We start from the raw sequence: 15,610 nt of genomic DNA, 5'->3' as shown, positions 1-15,610 counted from the left end.
TCCTTCCCAAAGGACCAAGGGGGCCGGTTCGCCGGCCTCCACCCCACTTGTACAACTGGCGCATGGTACCGAGTTTTCCGTTTGGTTTGTGGTCGCGCCACTTAACGAGTTCCCTTTTTACACCTCGATATTCAATTTGCACTTTTGCATACGAACCGGAGGAGGCCAGTATGGCTACCCAGCATTCCCGCTCAGCGGCCCGTCTGATGGTCATGCCCGCCATCATCGCCCTGTTTTTGTGGATGATCGTCCCACTGGTGATGACGCTTTATTTCTCATTCACGGACTATCGCCCCATGCGGCTGACGTTTGAATGTTGCGTCGGTTTTGAAAACTACTCGCGCTTTATGAGTTCTTCGGCCTTCTGGTCGTCCGTTTGGGCGACGCTCACGATGGTGGGCGGTATTTTGATCATTACTGTGGTCGGCGGCGTGTTCTTGTCGCTCTTGTTGGACCGCGCCATGTGGGGACAAGGCATCGTGCGTATCCTCGTGATCGCTCCGTTCTTTGTCATGCCAACTGTATCGGCCCTGGTGTGGAAAAACATGTTTATGAACCCTGTGAACGGGTTGTTTGCACACCTTTACAAATTCTTTGGCGCAGAGCCTGTCGATTGGCTCAGCCAAGCCCCCTTGGGATCAATCATCTTCATTGTCTCATGGCAGTGGCTCCCTTTCGCGACACTCATCCTTTTGACGGCGATCCAGTCGCTCGACAGTGAGCAGCTTGAAGCTTCTGAGATGGATGGAGCGCCCGCCCACAAACGGTTCTGGTACATCATCTTGCCGCACCTGAGCCGGGCGATCACCGTTGTGATCCTGATTGAAACCATCTTCCTTTTGTCGATCTTTGCCGAAATCTTTGTGACCACCGGAGGTTCTTTCGGCACCCGCACACTCACGTACCTGATCTACCAGCGCGTTATCGAAAGCCAGAACATCGGTCTCGGCTCTGCTGGTGGCATCTTCGCCGTGATCCTCGCAAACATCATTGCGCTCTTCTTGATGCGCATCGTTGGCAAAAGCCTCGATAAGTAAGGAGCACAAGATATGGCACGCGCAATTTCCAATCAAAAGAAAGCCTTCAACACCGCGATTGCGTGGGGTGTGGGGCTTCTGATTTTCTTCCCGATCTTCTGGATCGTCATCACGAGTTTTAAAACCGAGGCTGAGGCTATCGCTGATCCGCCCTCCTTCCTGTTCTTCAACTGGACGTTGGAAAACTATGGAGTGGTGCAAGAGCGCTCGGACTACGGACGCTTCCTGTGGAACTCGGTGGTGCTGTCGGTTGGCTCGACCATCCTTGGCCTCATCATTGCGGTGCCTGCCGCATGGGCGATGGCATTTGTTCCCGGAAAACACACCAAAGACGTTTTGCTTTGGATGCTCTCCACAAAGATGCTTCCAGCGGTGGGCGTGCTCTTTCCGATCGTGCTGATCGCCCGCACCCTCGGGATTTACGACAGCTACACCTTGCTCATCACGGTTCTGACGCTGATAAACCTGCCGATCATCATCTGGATGCTCTATACCTATTTCAAAGAGATCCCCGGTGAGATTTTGGAAGCCGCCCGCATGGATGGGGCTTCGCTCAAAAGCGAAATCCTCTACATCCTCACGCCAATGGCCGTGCCCGGGATTGCGTCGACCATGTTGCTCAACATCATTCTGGCATGGAACGAGGCCTTTTGGACGCTCAATTTGACGACCATCAAAGCGGCCCCTCTCACGGCTTTCATCGCGAGTTATTCAAGCCCCGAGGGCCTGTTTTACGCCAAACTTTCCGCTGCCTCCACAATGGCGATCGCACCGATCCTCATTATGGGCTGGTTCAGCCAGAAACAACTTGTCCGAGGCCTGACCTTCGGCGCGGTTAAATAAGGAACACGATCATGGGACGCATTACACTTGATAAAGTTCGCAAGACTTTCGGGGACGTCGAGGTAATTCCGCCGCTAGACCTGACCATTGAGGACGGCGAGTTTACCGTTTTTGTTGGCCCATCGGGGTGCGGTAAATCTACCTTGCTGCGTTTGATCGCAGGCCTTGAGGATGTCAGCTCCGGCCAGATCCGTATCGACGGGCAGGACGCCACCGAATTGCCTCCAGCCAAGCGCGGCTTGGCGATGGTGTTTCAGAGCTACGCGCTATATCCGCACATGTCTGTGCGCAAGAATATCGCCTTCCCGATGAAGATGGCGGGCATGGATCAAGCCGAGCAAGACCGTCGCATTGACGCGGCTGCTAAGGCGCTTAACCTCACGGATTACCTTGACCGTCGTCCCGGGCAGTTGTCGGGCGGGCAGCGTCAGCGTGTTGCTATTGGCCGTGCTATCGTGCGTGAGCCTTCGGCCTTCCTGTTTGATGAACCACTTTCCAACCTTGATGCGGCACTGCGCGTCGGGATGCGGTTGGAGATATCGGAGCTGCACAAACGCCTTGCCACCACGATGGTCTATGTGACCCACGATCAGGTTGAAGCCATGACAATGGCCGACAAGATCGTCGTGCTGCGCGCGGGACATATTGAGCAAGTCGGCACGCCGATGGAACTCTACCGCACACCGCGGAACGTTTTTGTTGCGGGCTTTATCGGGTCGCCAAAGATGAACCTCATTACAGGTCCAGAAGCCGAAAAGATCGGCGCAACGACTATCGGGACGCGACCCGAACACATCGCGATTGATAGTGAAAAAGGCGATTGGGAGGGCACTGTTGGTGTTTCCGAACACCTCGGCTCCGATACGTTTTTCCACATCACCGTTGAGGGTTTTGAAGAGCCTTTGACAGTGCGTGCTTCAGGTGAAGTTGAGTTCAAGTATGGCGATACAGTCTTCCTGACACCCGACCCCGAACATCTGCATCGTTTTGGTGCCGATGGGCTGCGGATGGCTGATTAACGCTCCGTTCCGTGTCTGCACGAAACGTTTGAAAAGGATGGGGGCGGATGCTCCAGACGATTGGAAATTTAACGATGAACCTGTGCAACGCCACATTGAAAGACCTTCCTGAATCGATCAAGCGACCGACCTATGACCGGTCCACTCTGTCGGCGGGGATTGTGCATATCGGTCTTGGAAATTTCCATCGGGCGCACCAGTCGTGGTATCTGCACACTCTTATGGAGCAGGGGCTTGCCCATGATTGGGCCATCGTTGGTGCGGGTGTTCGGGCCAACGACGAAGTGATGCGCAAAAAACTGGCCGCGCAGGACTATTTGACCACATTAATCGAGTTGGACCCTGCAAGCTCCTCTGCCGAGGTGGTCGGGTCTATGATCGATTATGTCCCTGTTTGCGATGGCAACGGTCCGCTGATCGAACGTATGGCGCAGCCAGACATTCGTATCGTTGCGCTGACCGTGACCGAGGGCGGCTATTTTATTGATCCTGCCACACAGAGCTTCGACCAAAGTCATCCTGACATTGTTCATGATGCGGCCAATCCGACAGCGCCACGCACGGCGTTCGGGGCCATTGTTGCCGCGTTGAAGCTGCGCCGTGATCGTGGGGTCGGACCGTTTACAGGGCAGTCCTGCGACAACCTTCAGGGCAACGGTGGTATCTTGCGCCAAACGGTAGTCACCTTGGCCCGCATGTCCGATCCCGATTTGGCGGATTGGATCGACGCCAACTGTACCTTCCCCAATTCGATGGTGGATTGCATCGTGCCTGCTACGGGACCACGCGAGCTTGAGTTCGCGCGTGAGATGGGTGTGAGCGACACTGTCCCAGTGACGCATGAGAATTTCCGTCAATGGGTGATCGAAGATGATTTTTGTGCGGGCCGTCCCGATTGGGACAAAGCGGGTGCGACCTTCTCCGATCATGTCCATGACTACGAAGTGATGAAGATCCGTATTCTTAACGGTGGACACCAAGTGATTTCTGTCGCGGGTGCGGTTCTTGGTGTCGAGACGATTTCGGGCTGTATGGAGCACGAGGTCATCGCGGCGTTGTTTGACAAGGTCGAGCGTGAAGAGATCATGCCCAACGTCAAGCCTGTGCCAGAGTTTACACCTAAGGATTACGTCAAGCTGATCTATGATCGGTTCTCGAATCCCAAGATCGTGGACACCACACGCCGCGTGGCCTTTGACGGCTCGTCGCGCCAGCCGGGGTTTATTATCCCATCCGTGCGCGAAAGTTTGGCGGCGGGGCGTTCGGTTGAGGGCTTGGCTCTATGTTCCGCAATCTGGGCGCGGTATTGTCTTGGCGTGCGTGAGGATGGTTCCACGGTTGAGCCCAACGATCCCTTCTGGGCTGATTTGACCGCCTTGGCGCAGAAGGCAAAGGAGACGCCTAAAGCGTGGCTGTCGATGCGTCACATCTATGGCGATCTGGCCGATGATCCGCGCTTTGCTGACGCATTCGAGGCGTGGCTCGTGACGATCTATGCCGATGGGACAGAGGCGGCCATCAGAACGTATCTGGCGTCCTAAGCCGTTCGCACCAATCGTACCAACTGACCAAGTGCAAAGATCACGGCTGCGGTGCAGACGATTGTCGGCCCTGTTGGTGTGTCGAGTATAAACGCCGCTTCTATGCCCGCGACGACTGATGTGATGCCAATGCCAACTGCAATGACCGCCATACGTTCGGGGGATTTGGCAAAGGGGCGGGCAGCGGCGGCGGGGATCAGGAGGATTGCGGCAATGAGCAAGGCGCCCACCACTTTGATCGCGACGGCGACGACCATGGCCAGTGCGATGGACAGGATGAGTTGTTCGCGTCGTGGCGACAGACCTGCTGATGTCGCAAGGTCGGGATTGAGTGTCGAGGTCAAAAGCCCCTGCCATCGCCAAATAAGCAACGCCAAAACCAATGCGGCGCCTAGCCAGATCACCATGAGATCCGAGCGGTTTACCGCCAGAATGTCGCCGAAAAGATAGGACATCAAATCAACGCGCACGCCGTCGATAAACGACACTGCGACAAGGCCAAAGGCCAGTGATGAATGCGCCATTACGCCGAGCATGGTGTCAATCGCTACTCCGCGCCCGTTGAGTGACGAGATGGCCAGTGCCATGATGAGTGCCACGGCCGTGACGCCACCAAACACCGAGACGTTAAAGGCAAGTGCCAAAGCCACGCCAAGGATTGCGGCATGTGCTGTGGCGTCTCCGAAGTATGCCATGCGCCGCCAGACGACGAAACATCCCAAGGGGGCCGCAGCAAAGACAACGCCGATACCGGCAAGAACGGCGCGCACCATAAAATCATCCAGAAAACTCATGGGGCGCTCCCGTGATCGTGTGAGTGGTCATGGTCACAAACGGCGTCGTCGCAGGTGTCATGGGTGTGACTGTGCTCGTGACGGTAAAGCGCCAATGCGCCATGCGTTCCTGTGCCAAACAAGGCGCGGTATTCGGGGGCGGAGGCGACATGCTCGGGCTCGCCTTGGCAACACACATGGCCGTTGAGACAGATCACACGATCAGAGGCGGCCATGACAACATGCAACTCGTGGCTGACCATCAAGACGGCACAGCCAAACTCGCGACGCACGCGGTCGATGTGATCGTAGAAATCTGCCGATCCCGGTTGGTCGAGACCCTGTGTTGCTTCATCAAGGATCAGCAGGTCGGGCTTGGCCAAGAGAGCGCGGGCGAGAAGGACGCGTTGAAATTGTCCACCAGATAAATCCACCATTTGACGATCGTAAAGGTGCCCTGCGCCTGTTTCCGTGAGAGCCATATCGGCGGCATCATTGTCGACACGGCGGGGCAGGGACAGGAAACGGCGCACTGTCATTGGCAACGTTGGATCAATATGTAATTTTTGCGGAACATATCCGATTTTGAGACCCTCTTTGCGTATGACGCGGCCTTTGGTCGGTTGGACCGCGCCAACAATGACACGTAGCATTGTGGACTTCCCCGACCCGTTCGGGCCGACGATGGTGACGATCTCTCCCATATCCATTGTGAACGACACATCAGTCAGGACATCGCGCCCGCCCAATGCGACCCCGACATGTTCTAATGTGACCAAGCTCATGCGTCTGGCCCGTTTTGACAGTTGGGGCACAGACCCTCGGCTTCCAACACTGCACGTTCGATATTGAATCCCGTGGCCTCGGCAATACGGTCCAATAGGCCTTCTTCGTGATGTGTTTCGGCTTCTGCGACAGCGCGACAAAGGCGACAGATCAGGAAGGCAGGTGTGTGGGTGTCACCGGGATGGGCGCAGGCGATAAAGGCGTTGAGCCGTTCGATTTTATGGGCAAAACCGTTGGCGGTGAGAAAGTCGAGCGCACGATAGGCCACAGGAGGTTGAGATCCGAACCCATCTTCGCGCAGACGCTCCAAGACATCGTAGGCCCCAAGGGCACGGTGTTCCTCAAGGAGGATTTCCAAGGCCCGCCGGCGCACAGGGGTTAGTTTTAATCCGCGTATTTTACATTGGCTGTCCACCTGTGCCACGGCATCCGTGACGCAGTGACTATGATCGTGGCGTGCGAACCCGAGCGGCTCCATATGCGGTGTCCTTTTTAGTTGTGGGGTATTGATATGTTATACTATTGCATATATCAAGCCTCCGAATGTGATAATATAACAGGAATTCACCATGTCTGTCGGACGTCTCTCCACTCTCGCGTTTTTCGTGTCTACCCTTCCTGCTTTTGCCGATGTGCCTGATGTTGTGACGGATATTCCACCCGTGCACGGCCTGGTCGCTCGCGTAATGCAAGGGGTGGGTGAGCCTGTGCTGCTGCTCGACAAGGGCGCGTCGCCACATGACTACGCGCTACGCCCCTCTAATGCGGCTGCGCTGCAAGACGCCGAGTTGGTCATTTGGACCGGCGAAGGATTGGCCCCGTGGTTGGCGGAGACCATCGGCAGCGTGGCCCCGAATGCTCTGTCTTTGCCGCTTGCCAATCTGGAGCAAACCGTGCGTTTGCCTTTCCGCGAAGGGGCAACGTTTGAGGCCCATGATCACGACCATGGTCACGAGCACGAAGACGGACATGAGGACGAGGATCACCATGACGATGAGCACGCGCACGATGATGAACATGGGCACGACGATCATGTTGAAGACCACGCGCACGACGATCACGACGAAGATTCCGCCCATGATGACCATGCGCATGAGGGGGATGATCCCCACATGTGGCTTGATCCGGAAAATGGCAAAATCTGGCTGAGCGCTATTGCTGACGCTCTCTCAAAGCAAGACCCGGAGCATGCTGACCTTTATGCCGCCAACGCTACAGCAGGGCAGGCGGAAATTGATGAGGCGTCCGCACGGATTGCCGCCAAACTCGCGCCGTTGAGTGATCTCCATTTTATCGTGTTCCATGACGCCTACCATTACTTCGAGGCGCGGTTCGGGGTCGAAGCGGTTGGAGCCATCTCGATGAGTGATGCAAGTACGCCAAGCCCCAAGCGCATCGCCGAAGTGCGCGATACTGTGGACGCGATGGACGTGACTTGTGCGCTTTCAGAGCCGCAGTTTAACGCAAAGCTCATTGATACCGTGCTTGGGGATCATGTTGCGGCGCGTGCTGTGATTGATCCGCTTGGGGCGCATTTGGACAATGATCCAGAGTTCTACATCGAGCTTTTGGATCACATAGCGGAGGCGTTTGTGTCGTGCCAGTGAGACGAAGCGTCAACGCCCCTTGTTTGAGGGGGGCTGCCGCTTTACATCCAGTGTATGAAACACTTGATCCCATTTCTGAAGTCCCCGCCGCGCGTCAATGTTGTGCGTCTCGACGGGGCGATCGCCACTAAGCGTGGCGGGTTGAACGATCAGGCGATTGCGCCCGCAATTGAGCGAGCCTTTCGTAAAGGCAAGCCCACGGCGGTTGCCCTGTCTATCAACTCCCCGGGTGGATCGCCCGTTCAGTCATCTTTGATTGCAGCCCGTATTCGGCGATTGGCGGATGAAAAGGGGATTCCTGTCTATGCTTTCGTTGAAGATGTCGCGGCTTCAGGGGGGTATTGGCTCGCCTGTGCTGCCGATAAAATCTATGTGGACCGTAGCTCGATTGTCGGGTCCATCGGTGTGATCTCGGCGGGCTTTGGCTTTGATCAGCTGATCGCCAAGCATGGCATTGAGCGTCGCGTCTACACGGCGGGTGGATCAAAGAGCCAACTGGACCCATTCAAACCTGAACAAGATGAGGATGTGGCGCGGCTCAAATCGCTCCAAGATGAAGTTCATGTGTCCTTTATTCATCATGTGAAAACGTCCCGTGGAGATCGCTTGCCCGAAGAGGCCGACGTTTTTGATGGCACCTTTTGGACAGGCCAGACAAGCATTGAGCTTGGGTTGGCAGATGCGATTGGGCATCTCATGCCGACAATGAAAGAGCTGCACGGCAAAAAAACGCGTTTCGCTGTATTCGGTCCGAAAAAACCTTTCTTTGGCCGCTTCGGTGCGCAGATATTAGATGGCGTTATGACCTCGGTCGAAGAGCGCGGCCTCTGGGCGCGTTACGGGCTCTAATATGATTTTCAAAATCATCACGATCTTTATGATCTTTATGGCTGTCTTGGCGTTGTTCGGTCGTTTCCGCTTCCCGGGCCAGACAAAACTCGCCTCAATGAAGTGCCCCAAATGCGGGCGCTATGTCATCGGCAAAGGCCCGTGCGCCTGCTCGAAAGGGAAACCGTAATGGACTTTTTGTATGCTGTCGCGGGGCTTGTGCTCTTGCTTCTGGCTGGCGACGCTTTGGTGCGTGGGGCGGTAAACCTGTCTTTGCGCCTTGGGGTGCCTGCGTTGATCGTGAGCTTGACCATTGTTGCCTTCGGAACATCCGCACCAGAATTGCTGATCTCGATTTCAGCCATCCGTGAAGGCGTTCCGGGCCTTGCCCTTGGGAATGTTGTGGGGTCCAACACGGCCAACGTTCTGTTGGTTATGGGGATTCCCGCACTGATCACGACGCTGCATGTGGTCGATAACTCTACCCGTGCGAGTTACCTTCAAATGATTGCCGCAACAGCTCTTTTCACTGCCTTGGCTTTTATTGGTCCCTTCGGTTGGGTGTCTGGTCTGATCCTGCTCGGCGCACTTGGAATGATGTTGGCGCATGCGGCCTATACCGCACGATGTCATCGCACGAATGCAGTTGATGTGGTTGCGTGTGACTTAGACGAGAGCGAGTTGGAGGGTGCCGACCCTCACATGAGTTGGTTTAAAGTCATTGGCTTTCTCGTCATTGGTCTGGTCGGGCTTCCCATTGGTGCAGAGTTATTGGTGAATGCCTCGACACATATTGCGAAATCATTTGGCGTCTCTGATACCGTTATCGGTCTGACGCTTGTTGCTCTTGGCACGTCCTTGCCTGAGCTTGCCACCACGGTGATGGCCGCATTGCGTCGTCAGGCGGATGTGGCCTTTGGCAACGTTATCGGGTCGAATATGTTCAACCTGTTGGGCATCATCGGCGTCGCCTCCTTTTTCGGGAAAATCCCCGTCGCACCAGAAATCATGACGTTCGACATTTGGGTGATGATTGCTTCGTCGCTTTTGCTCGGCCTTTTTGTGCTGCGTCGGAAAAGTATCACAAAGATTTGGGGTGTTATCCTGACCGCTCTATATGTCTGCTACATTGTGATGGTGTTCTGAGAGGGATGAGATGAAAGCACAGCGGGCATTGGTCACGGGCGCGGGCAAACGATTGGGTCGTGCTATGGCGCTTTACCTTGGCGAACGCGGGTTTGATGTGGCTGTGCATTATGCGACCTCTGCGGATGCTGCTGCGGAAGTGGTGAGTGAATTGCGCTTGATGGGCGTGAGGGCGGAGGCTGTTCAAGCTGATCTTCTGGTTGAAGAAGAGGCCGCGCAATTGGTCGATCGCGCTGCTGCCGTTCTTGGCAGGCCATTGACCGTTCTGGTGAATAATGCCTCGATCTATGAAGCCGACAGCATCGAGACGGGAACGCGTGAAAGTTGGGATCGTCATATCGAGAGCAATCTGCGGGCGCCCGTGGTCCTGACACAGGCCTTTGCGGCACAGGCCCCCGATACAGGGCGCGATGCACGTGGCGAGGCAGTGGCACAGGCGCTTGTGATTAATATGCTCGATCAACGCGTTCGGAAGCTCACCCCAAAATTTATGAGCTATACGATTGCCAAAATGGGGCTTTGGGCGTTCACCCAAACAGCGGCTCAGGCCCTTGCCCCGCGTATTCGTGTCAATGCCATTGGCCCGGGGCCGACGCTGCAAGGCGCGCATCAAGAGCGCGATATGTTCGAGGCACAACGTGCAGCGACCATATTGGAGCGCGGATCAAACCCTGAGGATATTACGGCGGCTCTTGGGTATTTCATCGATGCCGATGGGGTCACAGGGCAGCTTTTGTGCGTGGATGGTGGGCAGCATCTGGCTTGGAACACGCCTGATATATTGACCGACTGACGAGCAGGCTTGGTGGACTCTGTCATAAGTTGTGCACCGCGCCTCTTTGTTCCGGCTGAATGTAAACAAAATGTAAATATTTTCAACGACTTGCTAGAGGGATTTTAAAATATCGTTTAAAAACAATGGGATATTTATGTGCCTATTTTTTAGGCAAATTGCCGAAATTGCCCCGTAGCAAAGGAAATTTCGCGATCACGAAAACTTATCATCAGAGTTATCCACAGATTCCGTGGATGAGTTTCCTCTTGCGGCGAGTGCGTTAAGGTTGCAGCTAAAGCCGAGAATCATACAAAGGTCGATATGAGCGAAGAGACAGGAGAAAGGCGCGAAAAGAACGTTCCTCGTGGTCATAAGGTGATCGACGGATACTTGCGTATGCTTGACGGATCGCCCGGCGTTTACCGAATGCTCGACCCTGAACATAACGTTCTCTACGTGGGCAAAGCCAAGAACCTCAAGAACCGTGTGTCCAATTACGCGCGTCCTCATGGGCACAGTCCGCGGATCGCGCGGATGATCTCTGAAACGTCTCAAATGATGTTTTTGACGACCCGCACCGAGACCGAAGCACTGCTCTTGGAGCAGAACCTCATCAAGCAACTGAAGCCGCGCTACAATGTGCTACTGCGCGATGATAAATCTTTCCCGAACATCCTTGTGACCAAGGATCACGACTTCCCGCAGATCCTGAAACATCGCGGCGCAAAGAAGCGAAAAGGGGCTTACTATGGTCCGTTCGCCTCGGCGAGCAATGTGAACAGCACCCTCAATCAATTGCAGCGCGTCTTTATGCTGCGCAATTGCTCGAACAGTGATTACGAGGGGCGCACGCGCCCATGTCTTCAGCACCAAATCAAGCGGTGTGTGGCCCCTTGTGTGGGTAAAATCTCCAAAGAGGATTACGCGGAACTGGTCGCGGAGGCCGAGCGGTTTTTGCAAGGCAAGGATACAGGGCTTCAGGCGCGGCTCGCTAAAGAGATGGAAGAGGCCTCCGAGGCGCTGGAGTTTGAAAAAGCCGCCGCCTTGCGTGACCGTATTCGGGCGATGACCAATGTTCAAACAGCCCAAGGGATCAATCCGCGCACTGTGTCGGAGGGCGACATTATCGGCCTCCACATGGAGGGCGGTCAGGCCTGTGTTCAGGTGTTCTTTATCCGCGCCAACCAAAACTGGGGAAATCAGGATTTCTATCCGCGTGTCGGGGCCGACGTGTCGGAAGCTGAGGTGATGGGGGCCTTTATCGGTCAGTTCTATGACAAGAAAGAACCGCCGCGTCAGTTGATCCTGAGCCACGATGTCGATGACAAGGACCTACTTGAAGCCGCGTTGTCGGAAAGGGCGCAGCGCAAGGTTGAGGTGCTTGTTCCTCAACGCGGCGAGAAGTCCGAACTGGTGGCGGGCGCTGTGCGCAATGCGCGTGAAAGCCTCGGGCGTAAAATGTCCGAGAGTGCGGCGCAAACCAAATTGCTCAAGGGCGTGGCGGAGGCGTTTGATCTTCCCGAAATGCCGACACGGATCGAAGCCTACGACAACTCGCATATCCAAGGGGCCCATGCGGTGGGCGCGATGATTGTGGCGGGGCCAGAGGGCTTTATGAAATCCCAATATCGCAAGTTCGATATCAAGGGGGACGGGATCACGGCGGGCGACGATTTTGGCATGATGAAAGAGGTCATGACGCGTCGTTTCAAACGCTTGTTGAAAGAAGACCCCGAGCGCAAAGGCGACACATGGCCGAGCCTGCTTTTGATTGATGGCGGCGCAGGACAAGTGTCTGCTGTGCAAGAGATATTGACGGAATTGGGGGTGGATGACATTCCGATGGTGGGGGTCGCCAAAGGCGTTGATCGCGACCACGGGAAAGAAGAGTTTTACCGCACGGGAAAACGCCCCTTTGCACTACAACGCAATGACCCTGTTTTGTATTTCATCCAACGTATCCGTGACGAAGTGCACCGGTTTGCAATCGGCACTCACCGCGCCAAACGGTCCAAAGCGATTGGCGCCACGCCGCTTGATGATGTACCCGGCGTGGGGGCGACCCGCAAACGGGCGTTGCTCGCGCATTTCGGATCGGCCAAGGCTGTGGGGCTTGCCAATCTCGCAGACCTCAAGGCGGTGGACGGAATTTCGGAAACGGTCGCACAGACGATCTACGACTTCTTCCATGAGGGCGGATAAGGTTGTAAGGATATAGGTATGATTTGGAACATCCCTAATATACTCACCGTTTTTCGGTTGCTGTGCGCGCCGGCCATCGCAATCGTCTTTCTCGTTTTGCCCCACCCTTATTCAGATTGGGCGGCTGTGCTGTTCTTTGTGGGCGCATCGCTCACGGATTATGTTGACGGCTATATCGCCCGCGCATGGAAGCAGACATCGCGCTTTGGGGCGATGCTTGATCCGATTGCGGATAAGGCGATGGTGATGACGGCGATTGCCGTTCTGGCGATGAATTTCGGCGCATCATTCTGGATCGTCTTTCCTGCAGCGTTCATCATTTTGCGCGAGACATTTGTTTCTGGATTGCGTGAATTTCTGGGCGCTACGGCGGGGCTTTTGAAAGTCACGAAACTGGCCAAGTGGAAGACCACCTTGCAGATGGTCTCGATTACTATCCTGTTGAGTTATGGTCTTTTTTCTCACTATGTCGGGATGGGAACCTTCGGCATGGATGGTGCGACCCTCGACGGCATTCTGGCGGGCGACATCGAGGATGTGAACGGGCTCGGGTGGAAGTATCTCGGTATGGTCTGGAGTTACACAGGCGGCATCGTTCTGTTTTGGATCGCGGCGATTTTGACCGTGATTACGGGTGCGGATTATCTGATCAAAGCCATGCCGTTTTTGCGGGAGCCGAGCGATGATTGATGTGGTGTATTTTGCATGGGTGCGCGAGCGCATTGGTGTGCCGCGCGAACAGGTTGACACACAGGCCGAGACCGTGGCCGATCTGGTCAATGAGCTGAAAGCCCGCGAAGAGCGTTATGCCTTTGCTTTCGAGGACTTAGGGTCTTTGCGCGTGGCGGTGGATCAGGAGTTGATGGACTTTGAAGCGCCACTCGAAGGCGTGCGCGAAGTGGCGTTTTTCCCACCTATGACAGGGGGCTGAGATGCGGATCTCGGTTCAGGCGGAGGACTTCGATCTGGCCCGCGCTTTGGACGGGTTCGGACGTGGTCCAAACACCGGCGCAACTGTTAGTTTTACGGGGCTCGTGCGCGACGATACGGGCGACCTTCAGCACATGGAAATCGAACACTATCCTGGCATGTGCGAAGCGGCGATTGAGGCCATTGCGCGTGAGGCTGTGGAGCGATGGGCGTTGACCGATTGTCTGGTGATTCACCGCTATGGAAAGCTCGTGGTGGGCGACCAGATTATGATGGTGGCCACAGCGGCCCGTCACCGTGTCGAGGCGTTCGAGGCGGCGGAATATTTGATGGATTATCTCAAATCACGTGCCCCGTTTTGGAAGAAAGAAGTCACCACATCGGGCGCGGATTGGGTCGCGGCGAAGGCCGTGGATGAGGACGCGTTGAAGCGCTGGTAAAGCCCCAAAACACCCGATCGGATATGTGTCGGCTATGCGTCGGACATCTGTCGGACCCTGCGAGCGTTGCGTTCATAGACAGCCCGGACCACAGGACATGAAAAAAAGGCGCCCCGAGAGGCGCCTTTTGTTTTGGGATGTGATCCGGTTTAGCCGAGCGTTGGCATGGTGAATTCCGCGTCGGTGCGTTGACCTGTAGGCCAGCGTTGTGTGGTGGTCTTGATGCGAGTGTAGAATCGCACACCTTCCATGCCATACATGTGGTGGTCGCCAAAGATCGATGCTTTCCACCCGCCGAACGAGTTGAAGGCCATTGGCACAGGGATCGGAACGTTGATGCCGACCATGCCCACTTCGATGTCTTGGGCGAAGGCACGGGCGGTGTCGCCGTCACGGGTAAAGATCGCGGTGCCGTTGGCGTATTCGCACTGGTCAATCAGGGCGACCGCATCGCTATAGGAGTTGCGGCGCACGACGGAGAGAACGGGTCCGAAAATCTCTTCTTTCCAGATTTTCATGTCGGTTGTCACATTGTCGATCAATGTGCCGCCAACGAAGTAGCCGTTCTCGTAGCCTTGCTTGTCCTGTTTGAAATTGCGGCCATCGACGACGATTTTCGCGCCTTCTTGCTCGCCGCTATCAATGTAGCCGAGGACTTTCTCTTGTGCCTGTTTGGTGACAAGCGGGCCCATTTCGGCACCTTCCATTGTCGATGGACCGATTTTGAGAGCTTCGATCTGAGGCACGAGTTTCTCGATCAGCGCATCGGCCACGGCGTCGGTGACGGGAACGGCGACGGAGATTGCCATGCAGCGTTCGCCTGCGGAGCCGAAGGCCGCGCCCATGAGCGCATTTGCGGCCATGTCGAGGTCGGCGTCGGGCATGATGATCATGTGGTTTTTCGCGCCACCCAAGGCCTGAACGCGTTTGCCGTTGGCGGTGCCTGTTTCGTAGATGTATTTCGCGATGGGGGTGGAGCCGACGAAGGAGATGGCTTTGACATCGGGATGTTCAAGCAGCGCATCGACGGCGACCTTGTCACCTTGGACGATGTTGAACACGCCATCGGGCAGGCCTGCTTCTTTGAGCCATTCGGCCATCAGAAGCGATGCGGACGGGTCGCGCTCGGAGGGTTTGAGGACAAAGGTGTTGCCTGTGACCAAAGCGATCGGGAACATCCAGAGGGGAACCATTGCGGGGAAGTTGAACGGGGTGATGCCCGCAACGACGCCAAGCGCCTGACGGATGGAGTAGCTGTCCACGCCTGTGCCGACGTTTTCGGAGAACTCGCCTTTGAGCAGGTGCGGCGCGCCAACAGCGAATTCGACAACTTCGATACCACGGGTGACTTCGCCGAGCGCATCGTCGTGGGTTTTACCGTGCTCTTCGGAGACGGCGCGGGCAAGTTCTTCGGCGCGTTCCCACAGGATGTTTTTGAATTTGTCGAGGATACGTGCGCGGCGCAAAGAGGGGGTTTTGGACCATGCGGGCCATGCGGCTTTAGCGGCGGCGACACCTGCGTTCACCTCGTCAATGGTGGCCAAGGCAACGGTTTTATTGCTCTCGCCCGTGGCAGGGTTAAAGACGGGTTGGCTGCGGCCTGATGTGCTGGCTACTTGGGCGTTGTTGATGAAGTGTGCAATCTCGGTCATGGGACGCTCCTGTGTCATGTCGGTGTGAATC

At 55.8% G+C, this 15,610-nt stretch carries 17 protein-coding genes; 13 read left to right on the top strand and 4 right to left on the bottom strand.

Annotation, left to right across the window (positions count from 1 at the left end; genetic code table 11):
* Positions 1-170: 170 nt before the first annotated feature.
* The 4 genes from ACN0TS_RS12975 to ACN0TS_RS12960 are packed head-to-tail and all read left to right on the top strand — an operon-like array spanning position 171 to position 4,440.
* Positions 171-1,037, top strand: a complete 867-nt coding sequence (locus ACN0TS_RS12975; protein ID WP_417259784.1) for a carbohydrate ABC transporter permease — start codon at positions 171-173, stop codon at positions 1,035-1,037.
* Positions 1,038-1,049: 12 nt separating this feature from the next.
* Positions 1,050-1,880, top strand: a complete 831-nt coding sequence (locus tag ACN0TS_RS12970; RefSeq protein WP_417259783.1) for a carbohydrate ABC transporter permease — start codon at positions 1,050-1,052, stop codon at positions 1,878-1,880.
* Positions 1,881-1,891: 11 nt separating this feature from the next.
* Positions 1,892-2,899, top strand: coding sequence for an ABC transporter ATP-binding protein (locus ACN0TS_RS12965; RefSeq protein WP_417259782.1), 1,008 nt, complete (start codon positions 1,892-1,894; stop codon positions 2,897-2,899).
* 47 nt (positions 2,900-2,946) lie between these two features.
* On the top strand, positions 2,947-4,440 hold the full coding sequence (locus ACN0TS_RS12960; protein WP_417259781.1) for a mannitol dehydrogenase family protein: 1,494 nt from the start codon (positions 2,947-2,949) through the stop codon (positions 4,438-4,440).
* Here ACN0TS_RS12960 and ACN0TS_RS12955 read toward each other — a convergent pair.
* From ACN0TS_RS12955 to ACN0TS_RS12945, 3 genes are read right to left on the bottom strand one after another with little or no spacing between them, the layout of a single operon-like run.
* Positions 4,437-5,234: a metal ABC transporter permease gene (locus ACN0TS_RS12955; RefSeq protein ID WP_417259780.1), complete on the bottom strand. Its 798-nt coding sequence runs from the start codon at positions 5,232-5,234 to the stop codon at positions 4,437-4,439. The two genes, ACN0TS_RS12960 and ACN0TS_RS12955, sit on opposite strands and share 4 nt — an antisense overlap.
* Positions 5,231-5,998: a zinc ABC transporter ATP-binding protein ZnuC gene (gene znuC / locus ACN0TS_RS12950; RefSeq protein ID WP_417259779.1), complete on the bottom strand. Its 768-nt coding sequence runs from the start codon at positions 5,996-5,998 to the stop codon at positions 5,231-5,233. The genes ACN0TS_RS12955 and znuC overlap by 4 nt, the downstream gene beginning before the upstream one ends.
* Positions 5,995-6,477 (bottom strand): transcriptional repressor, encoded by a 483-nt coding sequence (locus tag ACN0TS_RS12945; protein WP_417259778.1) that lies wholly within the window; start codon positions 6,475-6,477, stop codon positions 5,995-5,997. Before ACN0TS_RS12945 ends, znuC begins: the two co-directional genes overlap by 4 nt.
* A gap of 91 nt (positions 6,478-6,568) precedes the next feature.
* On the opposite strand from ACN0TS_RS12945, the gene ACN0TS_RS12940 reads away from it, so the two are divergent.
* The 9 genes from ACN0TS_RS12940 (at position 6,569) to ACN0TS_RS12900 (ending at position 13,927) form a co-directional block, all read left to right on the top strand.
* Positions 6,569-7,606: a zinc ABC transporter substrate-binding protein gene (locus ACN0TS_RS12940; protein ID WP_417259777.1), complete on the top strand. Its 1,038-nt coding sequence runs from the start codon at positions 6,569-6,571 to the stop codon at positions 7,604-7,606.
* A gap of 54 nt (positions 7,607-7,660) precedes the next feature.
* Complete coding sequence (locus ACN0TS_RS12935; RefSeq protein ID WP_417259776.1) at positions 7,661-8,455, top strand: S49 family peptidase; 795 nt, start codon at positions 7,661-7,663, stop codon at positions 8,453-8,455.
* Between the two features lies 1 nt (position 8,456).
* A complete protein-coding gene (locus tag ACN0TS_RS12930; RefSeq protein WP_417259775.1) occupies positions 8,457-8,624 on the top strand; it encodes a hypothetical protein in 168 nt (55 codons plus the stop codon).
* Positions 8,624-9,580, top strand: coding sequence for a calcium/sodium antiporter (locus ACN0TS_RS12925; protein WP_417259774.1), 957 nt, complete (start codon positions 8,624-8,626; stop codon positions 9,578-9,580). The genes ACN0TS_RS12930 and ACN0TS_RS12925 overlap by 1 nt, the downstream gene beginning before the upstream one ends.
* Before the next feature lie 10 nt (positions 9,581-9,590).
* Positions 9,591-10,373, top strand: a complete 783-nt coding sequence (locus tag ACN0TS_RS12920; protein ID WP_417259773.1) for an SDR family oxidoreductase — start codon at positions 9,591-9,593, stop codon at positions 10,371-10,373.
* 303 nt (positions 10,374-10,676) lie between these two features.
* The gene (gene uvrC / locus ACN0TS_RS12915; RefSeq protein WP_417259772.1) at positions 10,677-12,557 is read left to right on the top strand and encodes an excinuclease ABC subunit UvrC; all 1,881 of its coding nucleotides are present in this window, start codon (positions 10,677-10,679) and stop codon (positions 12,555-12,557) included.
* Positions 12,558-12,575: 18 nt separating this feature from the next.
* Positions 12,576-13,247, top strand: a complete 672-nt coding sequence (pgsA, locus tag ACN0TS_RS12910; protein WP_417259771.1) for a CDP-diacylglycerol--glycerol-3-phosphate 3-phosphatidyltransferase — start codon at positions 12,576-12,578, stop codon at positions 13,245-13,247.
* Positions 13,240-13,488: a molybdopterin converting factor subunit 1 gene (gene moaD, locus ACN0TS_RS12905; protein ID WP_417259770.1), complete on the top strand. Its 249-nt coding sequence runs from the start codon at positions 13,240-13,242 to the stop codon at positions 13,486-13,488. The genes pgsA and moaD overlap by 8 nt, the downstream gene beginning before the upstream one ends.
* A 1-nt stretch (position 13,489) precedes the next feature.
* On the top strand, positions 13,490-13,927 hold the full coding sequence (locus ACN0TS_RS12900; RefSeq protein ID WP_417259769.1) for a molybdenum cofactor biosynthesis protein MoaE: 438 nt from the start codon (positions 13,490-13,492) through the stop codon (positions 13,925-13,927).
* 149 nt (positions 13,928-14,076) lie between these two features.
* Here ACN0TS_RS12900 and ACN0TS_RS12895 read toward each other — a convergent pair whose 3' ends face one another.
* Positions 14,077-15,579 carry a CoA-acylating methylmalonate-semialdehyde dehydrogenase gene (locus ACN0TS_RS12895; RefSeq protein ID WP_417259768.1) on the bottom strand — a complete coding sequence of 501 codons (1,503 nt, stop codon included), beginning with the start codon at positions 15,577-15,579 and terminating at the stop codon, positions 14,077-14,079.
* Positions 15,580-15,610: the final 31 nt, after the last annotated feature.

This window comes from Celeribacter sp., from assembly GCF_048266405.1.
Taxonomy (GTDB): domain Bacteria; phylum Pseudomonadota; class Alphaproteobacteria; order Rhodobacterales; family Rhodobacteraceae; genus Celeribacter.
The sequence above is the reverse complement of the archived record's forward strand: the minus strand, read 5'-3'. Positions and strand labels throughout refer to the sequence as shown.